This window comes from Ruegeria sp. AN6 (assembly GCF_056540425.1).
Genome location: NZ_JBQFWR010000008.1, coordinates 1 through 15,591 on the forward strand (window position 1 = coordinate 1; position 15,591 = coordinate 15,591).

14 protein-coding genes are annotated in these 15,591 nt (G+C 56.9%); 9 read left to right on the forward strand and 5 right to left on the reverse strand.

The genetic code is table 11. From position 1 onward, the window contains the following. Window positions 1–204: 204 nt before the first annotated feature. Window positions 205–405: a hypothetical protein gene (locus tag ACR0MQ_RS13355; RefSeq protein ID WP_480608709.1), complete on the reverse strand. Its 201-nt coding sequence runs from the start codon at window positions 403–405 to the stop codon at window positions 205–207. 138 nt (window positions 406–543) lie between these two features. Between ACR0MQ_RS13355 and ACR0MQ_RS13360 the strand changes: the two genes are divergently transcribed. After that, window positions 544–1,713, forward strand: a complete 1,170-nt coding sequence (locus tag ACR0MQ_RS13360; RefSeq protein WP_480608711.1) for an alpha/beta hydrolase — start codon at window positions 544–546, stop codon at window positions 1,711–1,713. A 166-nt stretch (window positions 1,714–1,879) separates the two neighbouring features. Here ACR0MQ_RS13360 and ACR0MQ_RS13365 read toward each other — a convergent pair whose 3' ends face one another. Then, window positions 1,880–2,452, reverse strand: coding sequence for a recombinase family protein (locus ACR0MQ_RS13365; protein WP_170550621.1), 573 nt, complete (start codon window positions 2,450–2,452; stop codon window positions 1,880–1,882). Between the two features lie 626 nt (window positions 2,453–3,078). On the opposite strand from ACR0MQ_RS13365, the gene ACR0MQ_RS13370 reads away from it, so the two are divergent. From ACR0MQ_RS13370 to ACR0MQ_RS13400, 7 genes are all read left to right on the forward strand, one after another. Beyond that, the gene (locus tag ACR0MQ_RS13370) at window positions 3,079–4,098 is read left to right on the forward strand and encodes a nuclear transport factor 2 family protein (protein WP_480608714.1); all 1,020 of its coding nucleotides are present in this window, start codon (window positions 3,079–3,081) and stop codon (window positions 4,096–4,098) included. 121 nt (window positions 4,099–4,219) lie between these two features. After that, window positions 4,220–5,458 (forward strand): ABC transporter substrate-binding protein, encoded by a 1,239-nt coding sequence (locus ACR0MQ_RS13375; protein ID WP_480608716.1) that lies wholly within the window; start codon window positions 4,220–4,222, stop codon window positions 5,456–5,458. Between the two features lie 61 nt (window positions 5,459–5,519). Next, complete coding sequence (locus ACR0MQ_RS13380; RefSeq protein WP_480608718.1) at window positions 5,520–6,548, forward strand: carbohydrate ABC transporter permease; 1,029 nt, start codon at window positions 5,520–5,522, stop codon at window positions 6,546–6,548. Then, window positions 6,548–7,429: a carbohydrate ABC transporter permease gene (locus ACR0MQ_RS13385; RefSeq protein ID WP_480608720.1), complete on the forward strand. Its 882-nt coding sequence runs from the start codon at window positions 6,548–6,550 to the stop codon at window positions 7,427–7,429. The genes ACR0MQ_RS13380 and ACR0MQ_RS13385 overlap by 1 nt, the downstream gene beginning before the upstream one ends. Window positions 7,430–7,568: 139 nt before the next feature. Continuing rightward, window positions 7,569–8,570 carry a nuclear transport factor 2 family protein gene (locus ACR0MQ_RS13390; protein WP_480608722.1) on the forward strand — a complete coding sequence of 334 codons (1,002 nt, stop codon included), beginning with the start codon at window positions 7,569–7,571 and terminating at the stop codon, window positions 8,568–8,570. Further along, window positions 8,567–9,718: a nuclear transport factor 2 family protein gene (locus ACR0MQ_RS13395; RefSeq protein ID WP_480608724.1), complete on the forward strand. Its 1,152-nt coding sequence runs from the start codon at window positions 8,567–8,569 to the stop codon at window positions 9,716–9,718. The genes ACR0MQ_RS13390 and ACR0MQ_RS13395 overlap by 4 nt, the downstream gene beginning before the upstream one ends. After that, entirely contained in the window at window positions 9,711–10,706 is a 996-nt protein-coding gene (locus ACR0MQ_RS13400) for a nuclear transport factor 2 family protein (protein WP_480608726.1), read from the forward strand. Before ACR0MQ_RS13395 ends, ACR0MQ_RS13400 begins: the two co-directional genes overlap by 8 nt. Here ACR0MQ_RS13400 and ACR0MQ_RS13405 read toward each other — a convergent pair whose 3' ends face one another. Beyond that, window positions 10,707–11,732 (reverse strand): LacI family DNA-binding transcriptional regulator, encoded by a 1,026-nt coding sequence (locus tag ACR0MQ_RS13405; protein ID WP_480608728.1) that lies wholly within the window; start codon window positions 11,730–11,732, stop codon window positions 10,707–10,709. 540 nt (window positions 11,733–12,272) lie between these two features. Between ACR0MQ_RS13405 and ACR0MQ_RS13410 the strand changes: the two genes are divergently transcribed. Then, a complete protein-coding gene (locus ACR0MQ_RS13410; protein ID WP_480608730.1) occupies window positions 12,273–12,905 on the forward strand; it encodes a tyrosine-type recombinase/integrase in 633 nt (210 codons plus the stop codon). Window positions 12,906–13,127: 222 nt separating this feature from the next. On the opposite strand, the gene ACR0MQ_RS13415 is transcribed toward ACR0MQ_RS13410, so the two are convergent. Together ACR0MQ_RS13415 and ACR0MQ_RS13420 are read right to left on the reverse strand one after the other, a co-directional pair. Beyond that, window positions 13,128–14,123: a zinc-dependent alcohol dehydrogenase family protein gene (locus ACR0MQ_RS13415; RefSeq protein ID WP_480608732.1), complete on the reverse strand. Its 996-nt coding sequence runs from the start codon at window positions 14,121–14,123 to the stop codon at window positions 13,128–13,130. Window positions 14,124–14,127: 4 nt separating this feature from the next. Then, on the reverse strand, window positions 14,128–15,549 hold the full coding sequence (locus tag ACR0MQ_RS13420) for a mannitol dehydrogenase family protein (protein WP_480608927.1): 1,422 nt from the start codon (window positions 15,547–15,549) through the stop codon (window positions 14,128–14,130). Window positions 15,550–15,591: the final 42 nt, after the last annotated feature.

Consider the following 15,591-nt stretch of genomic DNA (forward strand, 5'->3'; position numbering starts at 1 on the left):
AATAGATTACTCATGTTATACCCCTGAAACTCAGGGGCTTGAATCATGCAGCCGAGATGACGGCAACCAAATTAATGGGTCCAGAACCTAGCGAACTTGAGTTCACTCACCCAGATGCACTTGCATTAATCACAGCATTGAAAGCAGCCATTCATCCAACCCGCAGCGAATGACCGCTTCGAGCCCAAATTGGTCTTTCGATTTTCACAGCCGCGTAGTTGCCGCAGTTCGTGGCAACTCAGATTTTAGATGCCGTGGCACCGCGGAGAAAACCTGCGCCGCGAACTCATGGAACGTTGGGCGATAGGGACGCGATAGTTTTTCGGCAGCGCGATCAGCTTCGGTCAGCGGGGATAGGTGATCGGGCAAATGCTTGAGCAGGGCGGTATCAAAAGGGGCATTCATCGTCTTTCTCCTTGTTCCTGTTGCCACTGTGACAGGGGTAAAAGATCTTCGCTTGAAGGCAGCCCTTAGAAATCCCTGTGAATTCATTTGGATTTGTCTAGAATTTCAAAGATCAGCTTGGATCAAAGGTTTGTCTCATTGTTTTACCGTTTTGGAGATTGCGAACTCGACACTGCCAGCCGCCGACTGAAATGCGCCGGTCTGGAAGTTGCCATCGAACCGCAAGTTTTCGATTTGCTGCGGCTTCTGGCGGAGAACCCTTCAAGATTAGTGACCAAAGATGAGATCATTGACGCCGTCTGGGGCGGACGCGTCGTTTCCGAAAGTGCCGTCAGCGCCCGGATCGCTGCAGCACGCCGTGCGATTGGAGACAACGGAAAGCAGCAGAAGGTAATTCGGACACATCACGGGCGAGGTCTGGAAATGGTTGCTGTTGTTACAGGCGGCGACGCCACCGACCGCCCAAATTTGGAAAAACCAATGGCTCCCAAGGTGCGATACACGATCTCAAAGCGCGGGCACTCTTTGGCCTATCTTGTTTCCGGTTCCGGACCACCGCTGTTTCAACTTGATGGTCCGCCGCTTAGCAAGGAGAAGGCGTGGCACATACCGATCTTGCGAGATGGCTATGATGCCTATCGAGAGGGTCGTACGCTCATTCAAATGGACTGGGCCGGAACGGGTCTGTCGGAGGCGTTGGATGAAGCGCTTAGCATCGAAGAGAATGTCGAGGATATGGTCGCCGTTGCCGATGCCGCCGGGTTAGACCGATTTGCTCTCATGAGCGAATCTGGTGCGTGTTTGCCAGCCGTCCTATTCGCTGCAACGCATCCTGAGAGGCTCACACACCTTGTCATGGTTGGCGGGTATGCAGAGGGCCGCGGGATTCGTGAGGCGCAAGGCCAGCCCGAGGTCTTGAAGGCTATGATGGAGGCAGGTTGGGACCAGCATGAAGGCGGGATCGCCACTGCCTTTCTCACGGCCTATTTTCCCGAGGGTCCGGCCGAAGGCGTGCGGCAAATGGTGGGACTAATGCAGGAAAGCGCCTCTCAGAAATTCATGCTCGATCACCGCGACCGGTCCAACAATGCATCAATCATCGATGTATTGAAGAATGTCGAATGCCCGACTCTGATCATTCAAGGTCGTAACGATTCAATACATCCCTTGGTGCAGGCGAAGAAACTTGCTGCAGGCATTCCCGGCTCGGAGCTGTTGGTGTTGGAAAGCGCGAACCACCTGCCTGTCCCTGGCCACCCAACATTCGATGTGTTTATCCAGGCGCTCCGGGGTTTTCTCGATGCCTGACAGATAAGGCGCGCGGCTGGAGGCAATGGCTCCTTCGTCCGCACAGCAGTCGTTCATTCCAGGCAAAACGAAAGTCCGCTTTCTTTCTTCAGCCAGAATGTGAAGTCGGTGAACTTGAGTTCACTTCACCTGGTTGAGCTGAACTAGTTTTGCGGCAAGTCGTTCGCTAGGCGAGCTCTGCACTCGTCTTCGTGGACAGAATGCGATAGACTGAGGCTCGCCCAATCCCAAGTCTTTTGGATATCTCCGTGGCTCCTGTGCCCGCTCCGTGCAGTTCCAAAACTTCCTTAGACCGAGCCATGGCAGTTGGCTTCCGTCCTTTGTATTTCCCGGCGGCCTTCGCCTTGGCGATGCCCTCTCGTTGCCGCTCCAACATAATCTCACGTTCGAACTCGGCGATACCGCCCAAGACTGTCAGCATCAGCTTACCAGTAGGTGTGCTCGTATCGATGCCCATACCCAGGATACGGAGTGTTGCACCCTTGGTTGTCAGCTTATCCAGTATCTCCAAGAGGTGCGGCACTGATCGCGCTAGCCGGTCCAGCCGCGTAACGATCAGCGTGTCGCCTTCGCGCACGTAATCTAACGCTTCAGCGAGCCTTTCGCGCGCTCTTACATCGACAGATGATACCTGCTCCTCAAACAACTTTTCGCAACCAGCCGTCTCAAGTTCGTCACGTTGCGCCTCCAGACCGGCTTTTTGTTCTAGTGTCGAAGTTCGGGCATAGCCGATAAGCATTTTGGCGCTCCTGTCTCACACGGTTCTTAAACAATATGAGGCATTGTGTCTCAAAAATCAACACCTAGTCTAATGAGACATCCATTCCACAGATCGTCCCTGTCTCACTATGGCAGGCCCTATTGGAAAATCTACTGATCGAAAACAAAGCAGACGTTCGAGCAAAACGCAGCGAATGACTTCTTCGAGCCCATTGTGTGAATTTGGTTTCCTTGCTGCGCGCGCTCGCAGCACGGAAATGGCCGCAGTTGCTGCGCCTTCGATGCTGCACGGCAGCTAGGATAGCCGCCATTCGTTCGTGGCGCAGCGAAGTTTTGCACTGCGATTTACGGGTCGTGAGACAAAGCGGAAATCCGGGACATGCAACCAAAGCTTCGCACTATACGAGTCGTGAGGGCGGCGAAACGCACAAATGCGGTATCCGGGAACTTTTTGGGGCAGCTCACTCAATTCTGGCGACGCCGATAGTGGACCGCCGCTACGTGCGTGAAAAAGGTAGCGTTCGCTTTCTCTGAGCGACAGCCCAAACAATCGGGAGTCCTTTCATGAGGGGTCAATGTCGTTGCCACTTTCGCGGTACTGTCTTTCGAGTAGAGTGATAGCGATATTTAGATCAGAGGGGCTCCATGGATCACCAAGAACAGGAACTGACCGCAGCCAAGAAGACAGTCTTGTCGCACCAGCGGCACATAGACACTGCACCGAACCTCGCACTAGCTGACGCGCTTTCGATTGAAACCAGTGCGAATTGCAAGTTTCAGTTCACGGCTCCGTTTCGTGAATGCGTCGGTGCCGAGGAGGCCGGCAAGAATTTTTGGGGACCATTGCGAAATTCGTTTTCGCCACTTCAACGCAGACCGGATATCTTCTTTGCAGGCTACAACCGCTTGAACGATGAACCTGGCGTTTGGGTCGCTTCTATGGGGCACTTTCTGGGTCTGTTCGATCGACCGTTTCTCGGAATGCGTCCGACCCGACAGTCAACAATGCTCAGATACGCCGAATTCAATCTGGTCGTGGACGGCAAGATAACGGAAACGACGTTGTTCCTGGATGCATTGAACCTGATGGCGCAGGTGCGGGCCGAGGCGTTGCCGCCGTCGACCGCCGCTACGATGGTCACGCCAGGACCGCGAACCCATGACGGATTGCTTTTTGACAACCAACCCGTGCACGAAGGCGAAAAGACCTTGAAGTTGTTTCTCAGGATGATCGACCGCTTGCTGGCGGAAGACGTTCACACAACGAACACGGATCTGTCGTTGGATTGGAATGAAGACATGATCTGGTGGGGGCCAGGCGGCATCGGTGCGCCCTACACCCAGGAACGCTATCTTGAGCAGCATTGCGTTCCCTTCGAAGAAGGCCTGAAATGGGGTGATTTCTTCGGGCACCGAACCGAGTTTGCCGAAGGTCACTATGGCGGGTTCTTCGGCTGGCCGACGTTCGATGTCACTTCACTTGGCGGATACATCGGGCTTGCCCCCAAGTCCGAAAAGAAAGTATCCATGCGGGTTGTTGATCTATACCGTCGGGAAGGTAAAAAACTCGCGGAAAATTGGAACTTCATCGACCATCTGCACTTTCTTGAACAACTCGGTGTTGATCTGGTGGCGCGGCAGCGGGTGTTGACCGGCCTGGATTGAGACTTTGAGATTTCCAAAGAATCAAGTATATTGCGCTCGCATACGTATGCGGTTTTGGCATCGTCGTCGCACAAAACTGCGCAAAAGCTGACCCGAAGAGGTCGATAACAGGGAGGAAAACATGTCCATCTTCACACGTCTCGCCGTCGCCTCGACTGCGCTTGGTTTTACCGCTGGAGCTGCTTTTGCCGAATGCCCGGTCACCAGCGGCAGCGTCAGAATTCTCGCCAATGACTTCCCGGCATTGCACGCTGTTGTTGACAACGCAGAAGCCTGCGTCGGTGAAGGGGCAGAGTTCGCAAAAAACCACTCAACCAAGCACAATGAAATTCAGGTTGCGGCGCTGACGGCCAATCCCGCAGAATACACGACAAAGATTGTCGCGAATTCCTCGATCGTTCCGTTGCTGAACGAAGGTCTGATCCGTCCTTTGGATGATCTGGTTGCCAAACACGGTCAAAACCTCCAGCCCAACCAGCTCATCCGCATTGACGGCAAGATCATGGCCGTTGCCTTCATGGCCAACGCCCAGCATTTGGTCGTGCGTCAGGATATTCTGGATCAAGTCGGCAAAGAGACCCCAACGAGTTATGAGGAAGTTCTCGATGTTGCCGAAGCGATCCGCGCTGCGGGCATCATGGAATACCCTTTCGCAATGCTGACCAAGTCGGACTGGAATCTCGGTGAAGAGGTCGTGAACATGTACCTTGGCCACGGTGGCGAATTCTTCAAGCCAGGTACGGCTGAGGTCTCCATCAACAACGAAGCAGGCGTCGCGACGCTGAACATGCTTAAGGCTCTGATGGAATATTCCAATCCTGACTTCCTGACCTACAACACCGGCGCAGTCGTGCCGCTTTGGGAATCGGGCGAGTTGGCAATGGCTGTCGTCTGGGGATCGTCAGTGGGTGGATTGCTCGACGACGAGGGTTCAACACCTGAAATCGTTGCGGCAACCAAACCCGCAGGCGCAATGACCGTTGCGGGCGGTTCGACGCCAGCATCCTCGCTCTGGTGGGACGGCTTCACCATCGCCGCAAACATTAGCGATGAGGATGCCGAAGCAACGTTCATCGCTATGGTCAATGGCATCTCCGATGACATGGTCATGGCGAACAACGACAAGGCCGTTTGGTTGATGGATAGCTACAAGCCAGGCGTCGCTGCAGAGGGCGTCGCGGCAGTCGCGGGTGCCGGTGCCGAGCCATACCCGATGCTGCCCTACATGGGGCTTCTGCATTCTGCGTTCTTCCAGGAAGTTCCTGATTTCCTGCAGGGCAATGAATCGGCCGAGCAGACGCTTGCGGATATCGAAGCCGCCTATACAGACGCGGCCAAAGAAGAAGGCTTCCTGCAGTAACTGACCAGGGTTGGTGCGGCGCCATATCGGTGCCGCACCCCATATTGCTCAAAGGTCAACTATGCCCCACGGAACATTTGCGCGCTTCATCTGGCCATCTTTTCTGGCCATGATCCTGTTCATCGCATTACCGATCTTTTCGGTCGCGATTCAGTCGTTCTTTGTAGAACACGAACAGGTCATGCGCGAAGTCGAGAACTGCGGGCCGTTCAAGTGCACGACAGTTCTGCAGGTTGATCTGGAAGCGACCAATGCGCTCAAAGCGGAGGCACCACTGGGTCGCTTCAATGGTTTGGGCACCTATTCCAACCGGGGACACCTGGCCTTTGCCGAGGTTGGTGAAATCTGGGACACCACCGAGAGCTTTGGGGACTTTATCGTCGGGGTTTACAATTTACCCTTTTATAAAGCTATCTTTTTCACGTTGGCCTACACTTTCGTGGTCACACCATTTGTCATCATCTTTGGGCTGTTGATTGCGCTCGGCGTGAACCGGCTCCCCAAAATCACCAGAGGGCCGACAATCTTTGCGTCACTGCTGCCGATGATTGTCACGCCGCTGATCGGCGGGTTGATCCTGTTCTGGATGGTCGATGCAGACGGCATCCTCGGGGCCACACTGCAGATCATCTTTGATGACCCCAACCTCAGCCTCAAGGCTTCGGCGCCTCTGACATGGATCATGCTGATGGTCTACGGCATATGGCACTCGACACCGTTCGCCTTTGTCGTCTTCTATGCAGGCCTGCAAACTGTCCCGACAGATACCATCGAGGCAGCAAAGATCGACGGCGCAAGTCGCTTTCAACAGGTTCGCTACGTGATCGTTCCCTACATGATGCCGCTGCTGGTGTTCATTACTCTTATGCAGTTGATGGATAACTTCCGGGTGCTTGAGCCCATCGTGTCGTTTTCGGCCGAAGCAAAGGCCCGGTCGCTCAGCTGGATCATCTACAACGATCTTTCGGGTCAGGATAAGCTGTTTGGCTCGGCTGCGGCGACGTCCATGCTGACCATTCTGGGCATCGCAATTCTGCTGATACCGGTGCTGATCAAGACCTGGCGCGACTTTAACCGGAGGGCCGTCTGATGGCATCAGCCGCCAACAGATCACCGCGCCTGCTGACTTGGTTTGCGACCTCGATGATCATCTTCTGGCTGATGATCGCGATTGGCCCGTTCATCTGGACGGTCTGGGGTTCTTTCAAGGTACAGGGTGACTTCTTTTCCAAAGCCGATTGGCGCAACGCGATCTACGGCGTCTACACCCAAGCCGAGACAGGCGGCACATTTACCGGCAACGGCTATTACGGGGCATGGATCCAAGAGGAATTCTGGCGGAACGTTCTGAATACAACCATTGTTGTGGTTTGTACCGTCATCATTTCGCTGACGCTTGGGACGTTGGGCGGATATGCGCTGGCGCGTTCAGGCTATCGCTATGCCTTCTGGCTGTTGATAGCGGCTCTCGTATTTCGTGCCATGCCCCATATCACGCTGGTTTCGGGGTATTTGCTGCCGTTCTTCGAATGGAACCTTTGGGGGCGGCTGTCGACAACCATCGTGGTGCTGGTGGCGATCAACCAGCCGTTCACTTTGTGGATGCTGCATTCATTCTTCCTGAACATCCCCAAGGATCTGGACGAAAGCGCCATGGTCGATGGCTGCACCCGTTTTCAGGCATTCCGCCACGTGATCATTCCAGTCATGTGGCCAGGAGTGATCACAACCGGGCTGTTTTCCTTCCTCTTGGCCTACAACGACTTTGCGATCACCTCGATGTTGCTGAGCTCTGAAAACCAGACCATGGTGCCCAAGATTGCCAGCTTCCTGACCCAGATCCGCGAACAGGGCAATGTGATGTTTGCCGTTTCTGCCGTTGTCAGTGCAATGGTGCCTTTGTTCTTCCTTGTGCTGTTCTTCCAGCGCCAGATCGTCAGCGGGCTGACTGCGGGCGCGGTGAAAGGGTGACGCGATGGACCGTCTGACACTCGCCTCCGCACCTCTGATTTTCACATGGTATCTGGGAGATCGTCTTCAAACCTAGGGTGTGTCGCGTCGTTAATGCAACCCCGCAACCCAACCATCACCTCTAGATTAAGGAAGATCCATGTCAGCAGACCTGCAATCCGCCAAGTCGCTTGTTCAAGCGTACACGACCGCCCGTGATAAATCCGCCTCCGGGGCCGAAACCACTGCTGTTTGCGCACAGTACCTGTCCCCCGATCACACCTATCGCGGCATGCGCCCGTTTTACGAGATCGAAGGGCCCGAACCGCTGGCTGAAACCATCTGGACACCGCTTAAAAATGCCATGTCCACCATCCAGCGGCGTACCGATATCTTCTTTGCCAGCCACGCCGACCTTGACGCGGATGCTGGCACCTGGGTCGTCGAAATGGGCAATTTCCTGTGCGACTTTACCAAGGATTGGCTTGGCATTCCCGCGATTGGAAAAACCGTCTATCTGCCCTTCGCCACCATGTCCCGGGTCAGGGACGGAGCCGTTGTCGAAACGGTCGAGTTTCTCGATATCCTCGCTGTCCTGACCCAAACGGGGCGGAACCCGTTTGCGCAGCATCAAACCGGTGGCATGATGATGTCGCCGGGGCCGATGACCCACGATGGACTGCTGAACGACCCTCAACCCAGTGACCTGACCCAAGAAACCTATGATCTGACCCACGCCATGCTGACCGATCTGGCACTGAGCTATACGTCGCCTGGCGATCATCTGGTCCGGTTCTGGAACGCGGACATGACCTGGTTTGGTCCGACCGGCATCGGGGCCAGCCTTTCAATCCCTGGCTACCAGCGTGGACACACCCTGCCATTCGAAGCAAAGCAAGACGTGGTGAAAATCCACGATTGGGAACTGGCGCTGGCCGAAGGCAACTTTGCCGCCTTCATGTGGTGGCCCTGCCTGACCCTTCGCAACACCGGCGACTACCTCGGCGCGCCCGCCAATGATGTTGCCGCCGAGATGCGCGTCGTGGACCTCTACCGCCGCGACGGCGACAAGCTTGCCGAGAACTGGATATTCATCGACATCCTGCATTTCCTTGCCGAACAGGGCGTCGATCTTCTGGCCAATACTGGAGAGACCGTATGACCCAATTCATGCCTGATCGCTCGAAATCGCATCATCCGGCCGCCGCCCTGTCGCGGGGTCACATGCCCACGTCGTTCGACATATCTCTAAAGAACTACACCAAGGGCGGGGCGCACCGCATCCCGCCCTATCTCGGGCCGTCGCAATCGCTTGCCGGGTTCGATCCCGAGTACCGCAACATCGTCGACTATATCGTCCGCATCACCTATCGCATCTGGGAAACCGAGGCCCGTGAAGTCGAATACATCGAAGCGTGTTACTCCGACGATAGCCTTGTCTATGACGACTATGGTCTGCAGCACGGCAACGCCAAGATCGTCGGCGACACGCACCACACGACCGGCGCATTCCCCGACATAGTCCTTAACGCGGAAGAGGTGATCTGGGCTGGCGACGATAGCGTCGGGTTTCACACCTCGCATCTGACGCGCATCAAGGGCAAGAACACCGGGACGAGCAAATACGGCGACCCGACCGAAGCTGAGGTCGACGTCATGGTCATTGCCAACTGTGTGGCACTTGGCAACGACATTTTCCTGGAGCACGTGCTTTACAACACATCCGCCATGCTCAAGCAGTTGGGCCTTGATCTTTGGGAAGAGGCGGACAGGCTTGCCGCAGACCCATTCCCCGGCTGGCCGAGGAGCGCCGAAACATGGGCCGACCTGCGCGCAGGCGTGCGCCCCGAGCGTCCCTTGAGCCTTGGCGAACCTGTTGAGGGCTTTGATCCAGATGCGTTCTCGCGGGCGATCCACAACAATATCTGGAACGGCGACGGCTCGGTCTTGGACGAAAGCTATGCCGCCGATCTGCCCTTCGAGGGCGCCACGGATCGAAAGTTCTCGGGGCGAGATGCCTATCGTGACCATGTCGGCGAACTGCGCGCCGCCTTTCCCGACATGAAGCACCAGGTCGACGAAGTCTACTGGATGGGCAACGATGCCGACGGCTTTCTGATCTCCACCCGCTGGAGCGCCGACGCCGCGCACACGGGCGGCGGGCTTTACCGCGACGCCTCCGGGCAGAGGTGCCAGATATGGGGGATTACGCAGCAGCGCGTCAAAGACGGGATCGTCGAGCAGGAATGGCAGCTTTTCAATGAGTTGGACCTGATGATCCAAATCGCAAAGGCGCGCCGGGATGGCTGACTATCAGGACGCCAAGGCGCTAGTCCGTACCGCGAACACCGCCATCGACGCCGCAGATGGCGACGCGGTCGCCTCGGCGATGGAGCCTTACTACGCGTCCGACGTTCTGTGGCGCGGGATGCATCCGTTTCACGAACAGGCCGGCATTGCGGCGGTCGCTGACACCTATTGGCGGCCGCTCAAGGACGCCATGGGCCCTTTGCAGCGCCGCCCGGACATCTTCTTGGCCGGGTCGAACGAAATAGATGGCTTCTCGTCCACTTGGGTGGTCGAGATGGGGCACCTCATGGGCACCTGGGACCGCCCCTGGATCAGCCTTGCCCCGTCGCGCAAGCTGGCGTTTCTGCGGTACTGCGAATTTCACCGCGTCGATGATGGCCTGATCACCGAAACTGCCTGCTATGTCGATATCCTGAACCTCTTGGCGCAATCGGGACGTCATCCAAGCGCGGGCACAACCGGATCGGTCCTGTTGACGCCTGGACCTGCGACGCATGATGGCCTTTTGTACGATGCGCATTCGGAAACCGAAGGCCGGGCGAGTGTCGGTCTGATCTCCGACATGGTCACTGACTTGCGCGCGAACAAAGTTGGCTCGCCCGATGACCACATGACCCGTTTTTGGACGCCCAATATGTGCTGGTTTGGCCCCGGCGGCATCGGCGCCAGCGCATGCTTCGATGGCTATCGGCGCGGCCACTCAGGACCGTTCGAGGACCACTTGGAATACGCCCGCCACACAGAACATGTCGCGCGCCTGGGCGAGGGCAACTACGGCGGGTTCTTCGGCTATCCCAGCCTATCCCTACGGTCGAAGGGTGGGTTTCTTGGTCTACCGCCTGGCGAAGTCGAAGCCGACATGCGGATCGTGGATCTCTACCGCCGCGATGGCGAAAAACTGGCTGAGAACTGGATTTTCATCGACATCCCACATTTCATGGCCATGCAAGGAGTGGACATTCTGGCAGAGCTTGGGCGCGAAAGCTGATCAGGTTCTATTTGCCACGGTAGCGCGCTCGACCAGTTCTGGCACGATGCTCACGTTACCGGCTGAGTCGTTTCCGGCTATCGCAGCTAGCATCAGCGAGACGGACTGGTCGATCATCCGGTTGATCGGCTGACGCAATGTCGTCAGATCATACTCAGGCAATGCCGCCATTGGAATGTCGTCAAAGCCGACAATCGAAACGTCTTGCGGCACCCTGAGTTTCAACTCGCTGCGAATTACGCCGAGTGCTTCGATCGCCATGTAGTCGTTGGCGACGAATATCGCATCTGGCCGCTTTGACGCTGGTCTGTCCAATAGTTTGAGAGTAGCAGAGCGCGTCGCAGCCAGATCAAAATGCCCGGCAGCATGATCAAACAGGCTGTGTCCCTGATCCGACAGTTCTCGCTCAAATCCCAATTGGCGGTCGCGCCCGGTCGAAGATTCCGCCCAACCGGACAGCAACGCAATCTTCTGGTGTCCAGTTTCAATGAGATAGCGCGCTGCCAAGCGTCCGCCCAGGACATTGTCTGACGACACGCAAGACACACCTTCCTCGGCCTTTATCCGGTTGAACATAACGACAGAGATACCTTGATCCTGGCAAAGCTTGCAAAGCGACGAAGACAGTTCGACCGATGCGGTGATAATCCCGTCAACCTTGTATTCCAGCAATTCGGAAACCGTCTCTTCGACCCCGACTGCGGTTTCCGGCATCATGAAAACCATCGCGTGGTAGCCGTTTTTCTGCAATTCGATACAGAGCTTTTCCAATGCCAGCGCATAGAATTGATTATCCAGATAGCTGAACAACAAGGCGATAATCTTTGAGTTTCCCGTAATCATCGATCGGGCAAGCGCATTGGGCCGGTAACCCAACTCCTTGGCCGCTGCGAAAATTCTCTCCTTCGCTTCCGCCGATACGCCGGACTGAGTGGGTACGCGAGAGAAGGCGCGGCTCACGGCGGATTGCGACACGCCCGCCCGTTTGGCGACGTCGACCGAAGTTACTGAATTCTTCCTGGCCATGTTCCAGATGCCCGCGATTATTGTTCCCTTGCACCCGTGATCAACGGAGAATCCGAGGAGATGTTTTGCGTGGGCCAGAAAACTTTCCGCGATCATATATTTACCGAAAGACCCAGGTCAATTGAAGGACGGGTACCGTGTTTTGAAGCCTTGAGCTGTCTCCACGTCCGCTCATTTCGAGGCGTTCTGAGCGGTAGAGGTTTCATCCTTCGTCTTGACACCGCACAATCTCGAACCAAAGGTGTCCTGCAGGCATGACATTATGCGGCCCCTGCAAATGACCGTATCCACGGCACACGCTGCTGCACTGCCTGCCAAAGCCCTGCCGGCAAGCACCGTTCCTCAACATCCACAATGTCGGCCTACTGCGTTTCGAAGCCGTCGGCGCAGTGCGCCTTTGGACCTCCGAGCCGCCGAACGCGCGCGTAGACGATTCCCTTTTGCTGGCTTCCCAAAACAGGCGTTCAGTCTTGCCTGTACACTCGCCCCGTCAGCGCGGTGCTGATGATTGGGTGTGGAGGGAGGATCGGAGGGCAAATCATGCCAAGAGTCCAACTTCCCGCAGTTACCCCCAAGCGCAAAGCCTGGAACAAAGCGCGCATCATCGGACAGAAACGTCCACTGCTGCCAAAACAGGTATGGGCGATCCGTGCACGGCTCGAACTTGCGGGCAATCTGCGCGACCTGGCTTTGTTCAACGTCGCAATCGACAGCAAACTTCGAGGCTGCGATCTGGTCAAGCTAACCGTGACTGACCTTGTCAAAGACGAACGCGTCCGGGAACGTGTTTCGGTGATCCAGAGCAAAACCAAGCGGCCTGTTCAATTTGAACTGGCGGAAAACACGCGAGAAACCGTTCTGAACTGGGTCAGATCTCCGGAGATGCTTGCCTGCCTTTTCATGTTCCCAAGCCGGTTTCACGACCGACCACACATCTCAACGCGCCAGTACGCACGGCTTGTCCGCGACTGGGTGAAGGCGATTGTTTTGGAGCCGAGTGGATACGGTACACACTCGCTGCGCCGAACAAAGGCGGCCGAGATCTATCGTAAGACCGGCAACCTTCGCGCGGTGCAACTGCTCCTTGGTCACACCACAGTCGACAGCACGGTGCGTTATCTTGGTGTCGAACTGGAAGATGCCCTGAGCATAGCCGAGCGCATCGACATTTAATGAACCCTAGCGAACGGTTCTGCCGTTCGCCATTTCAAAACGGTTGTCCGTCCGTCATGCCGCGTTGGAGCATTCTGACCCCGGAGTGTCTGGTTCTGTGATGTGCACCTACGTCGAGTGTGCTGAGTTTTGCTGCCACTCAGTTATGTGTCGGAGATCCGACAACGAGGCCCGAACTGTCATTTGTTTCCGAATCTGAGATGGGTGCCGCCAAGTGACTATTCAGTCGCGAAGCCATTGTACTTTCAGGCTATCGTCGGGTGGTGCGTCTGCCAGGAACTGCGAGATTTCCTGTAACGGCGCTCTGTGGGAGACGACCTTGTCTGCGCGTGCGCCAAGCCCAGCAATGACCTCCAGCGATCGCGGAATATTGTGGTTGAGCGAGTGTGAACCTGCGAGCGTCAACTGTCTTCGAAAGACCTCGAACGGGGAGATATCGATGTTGGCGGTGGACGGGCAAACGCCGAAGAACAGCCCCTTGCCACCGTTCGTAATGTAGTTGGTCAGTTCGGCGGCGACGGCGGGAACGCCTGTGGCCTCGACGGCCAGGTCGGCCCGATGATGCCAGCCCTTCAAGCTGTCCGATCCACTGGCGACGGCGTCAAAGCCAAAGCTTGCGGCCAGTTCAAGCCGGCTTTCCGAAATGTCGCAGAAGGTCACGTTGGGCATCCCTTCCGCCTGAAGGGCCAGACCCATCAAAAGGCCCATCGGGCCAGCGCCAAAGATCAGCGCCTGTTCCATCCAGGGTGCGTGCACTGCATCGACACCGTTCAGAACGCAGCCCATTGGCTCGGCCAGGGCGGCACGGGAAAAGCTCATGTCGCCGATGGGATGAACGTTCGCCGCTCGGACAAGACTGTGTTCGGCAAATCCGCCATGGGTTGTGACACCATAAGCGCTCAGGTTTTCGCAAAGATGCGCCCAGCCCCGCTGGCACGCGCGGCAGGTGCCACATTCAAAATTGGGATCAACGGCGACACGGTCGCCGACCGACACATGGGCGACATCCGATCCGGTTTTCACAACCACGCCGGCGTATTCGTGGCCGGGGACGACCGGGAAGGCCCCGGTGCCATAGTTGTCTTTGAGCACTTCGTAGTCGGTGTGGCAGATGCCGCTGGCCCTGACCTCGACCACCACATCGCCGGGACCGGGTTCGGGGTCGGGAAGGTCCGTGAATGAGACTTTTTTCTTTCCTGTGAAAACGACTGCTCTCATGACGTTACCCTTTCACATAGGATCGGAGCGCTGCTTCCAGGCCCTCCGAGTAGATCTGTGTCAGCCAGTGGTGGAACCGGCTTTGAAATGTGGAGTTGTCGGCAAGGTCGCCGTAGAGGTCTCTTTGGTTCAGCCAGGCTTGCGGATCTGTTTTGGCGGCCGTCGCCGCGCCTATCAACCTGTCCCAGATCGGGTCGTTCGGTGCAATCTCACTGCCATCCTCGCGGGTGCCTGCACACATCCGGGCCCAGATGGCCTGTGACAATGCAAGACCGTCCATTTTTCCCCTGCGGGGCAACGCATCGCGAAGCGTCGGCAGGATGAACCCGGTCTGGCGGGACGACCCGTCAAAAGCGACCCGCCGCACGGTGTCGACGATCTGCGGATTTGAGAACCGGCGGTCAATCAGGTCAAAATAAGCGTCGGGCGTCATTCCGGGCACCGGGCCAACCTGCGGCGCGATCTCATCAAGCGCCACCTTGCGGAAGTAAGCGCCGATCAGCGGGTGCGCCATGCAGTCCGAGATCGTCTTGACGGACAGCACCTCGCCAGCATTCGCGATCACCTGGTGGCCGCCGTTCAAAATGCGGATCTTCATCGCTTCGTAAGCGTGAACATCATCTGTAAAGGTCACGCCGACCTTGTCCCAATCCGGGCGACCGGCACAAAAATCATCCTCGATCACCCATTGGCGAAAGTTCTCGTGAGTGACGGGCGCGTGGTCTTCGATGCCGAAGCTGCGGGCGAGTTCCAACTCGCCCGGTCCGGTGGCCGGGACGATGCAATCCACCATCGAGTTCGGGAAGCAGCAGTGGGTGTCGATCCAACCCGCAAGATCGGGGTCGGAGAGCCGCGCCAAAGACACGACGGTTTGGCGCAGGATGTCTCCGTTGCCTTGAAGGTTGTCGCAGCTTTGACAGGTGAAAGGGCCAGTGCCGTTTGCGCGCCGGTGCCGAAGTGCTGCAACCATCGCACCGAAGGCGGTTCGTGGTTGGTCGGGGTTTGCGGCGTCGTGCCGAATATCGTCGTGTGCGCCGTCGAACGTCTTGGTGACCGGGTCGAAGTAATACCCGCCTTCTGTCACCGTCAGCGAGACGATGCGGATGGCGGGGTCGGCCATCTGCGCAATCAGGGCAGCGTTGTTTTCTTCGATGGGCACGAAGCCGATCATCGATCCGACAACTTCGGCCGACCGGCCATCGGGGTCCAACTCGATGAGTGTGGTCAGGTAGTCCTGGGCGGCCAATTTCTCGCGCTGCTCGGCATCGCCCGGACGCACACCTGCGCCGATGATCCCCCAATCCAGCGCATCACCGTTTTGCATCAGGCGGTGCAGATACCAGGCCTGATGGGCGCGGTGGAAATTGCCCAGCCCGATATGCACGATCCCCGGTGTCAATCGCGTCCGGTCGTATTCTGGCCGCATGACGTTTTCGGGCAGCCTGGATAGAGTTGCATTGGACAGCTT

Coding starts and splice junctions, on each gene's coding strand:
- ACR0MQ_RS13355 (WP_480608709.1), bottom strand. CDS start 405: ATGAATGCCCCTTTTGATACCGCCCTGCTCAAGCATTTGCCCGATCAC.
- ACR0MQ_RS13365 (WP_170550621.1), bottom strand. CDS start 2,452: ATGCTTATCGGCTATGCCCGAACTTCGACACTAGAACAAAAAGCCGGT.
- ACR0MQ_RS13370 (WP_480608714.1), top strand. CDS start 3,079: ATGGATCACCAAGAACAGGAACTGACCGCAGCCAAGAAGACAGTCTTG.
- ACR0MQ_RS13375 (WP_480608716.1), top strand. CDS start 4,220: ATGTCCATCTTCACACGTCTCGCCGTCGCCTCGACTGCGCTTGGTTTT.
- ACR0MQ_RS13380 (WP_480608718.1), top strand. CDS start 5,520: ATGCCCCACGGAACATTTGCGCGCTTCATCTGGCCATCTTTTCTGGCC.
- ACR0MQ_RS13385 (WP_480608720.1), top strand. CDS start 6,548: ATGGCATCAGCCGCCAACAGATCACCGCGCCTGCTGACTTGGTTTGCG.
- ACR0MQ_RS13390 (WP_480608722.1), top strand. CDS start 7,569: ATGTCAGCAGACCTGCAATCCGCCAAGTCGCTTGTTCAAGCGTACACG.
- ACR0MQ_RS13395 (WP_480608724.1), top strand. CDS start 8,567: ATGACCCAATTCATGCCTGATCGCTCGAAATCGCATCATCCGGCCGCC.
- ACR0MQ_RS13400 (WP_480608726.1), top strand. CDS start 9,711: ATGGCTGACTATCAGGACGCCAAGGCGCTAGTCCGTACCGCGAACACC.
- ACR0MQ_RS13405 (WP_480608728.1), bottom strand. CDS start 11,732: ATGGCCAGGAAGAATTCAGTAACTTCGGTCGACGTCGCCAAACGGGCG.
- ACR0MQ_RS13410 (WP_480608730.1), top strand. CDS start 12,273: ATGCCAAGAGTCCAACTTCCCGCAGTTACCCCCAAGCGCAAAGCCTGG.
- ACR0MQ_RS13415 (WP_480608732.1), bottom strand. CDS start 14,123: ATGAGAGCAGTCGTTTTCACAGGAAAGAAAAAAGTCTCATTCACGGAC.
- ACR0MQ_RS13420 (WP_480608927.1), bottom strand. CDS start 15,549: ATGCGGCCAGAATACGACCGGACGCGATTGACACCGGGGATCGTGCAT.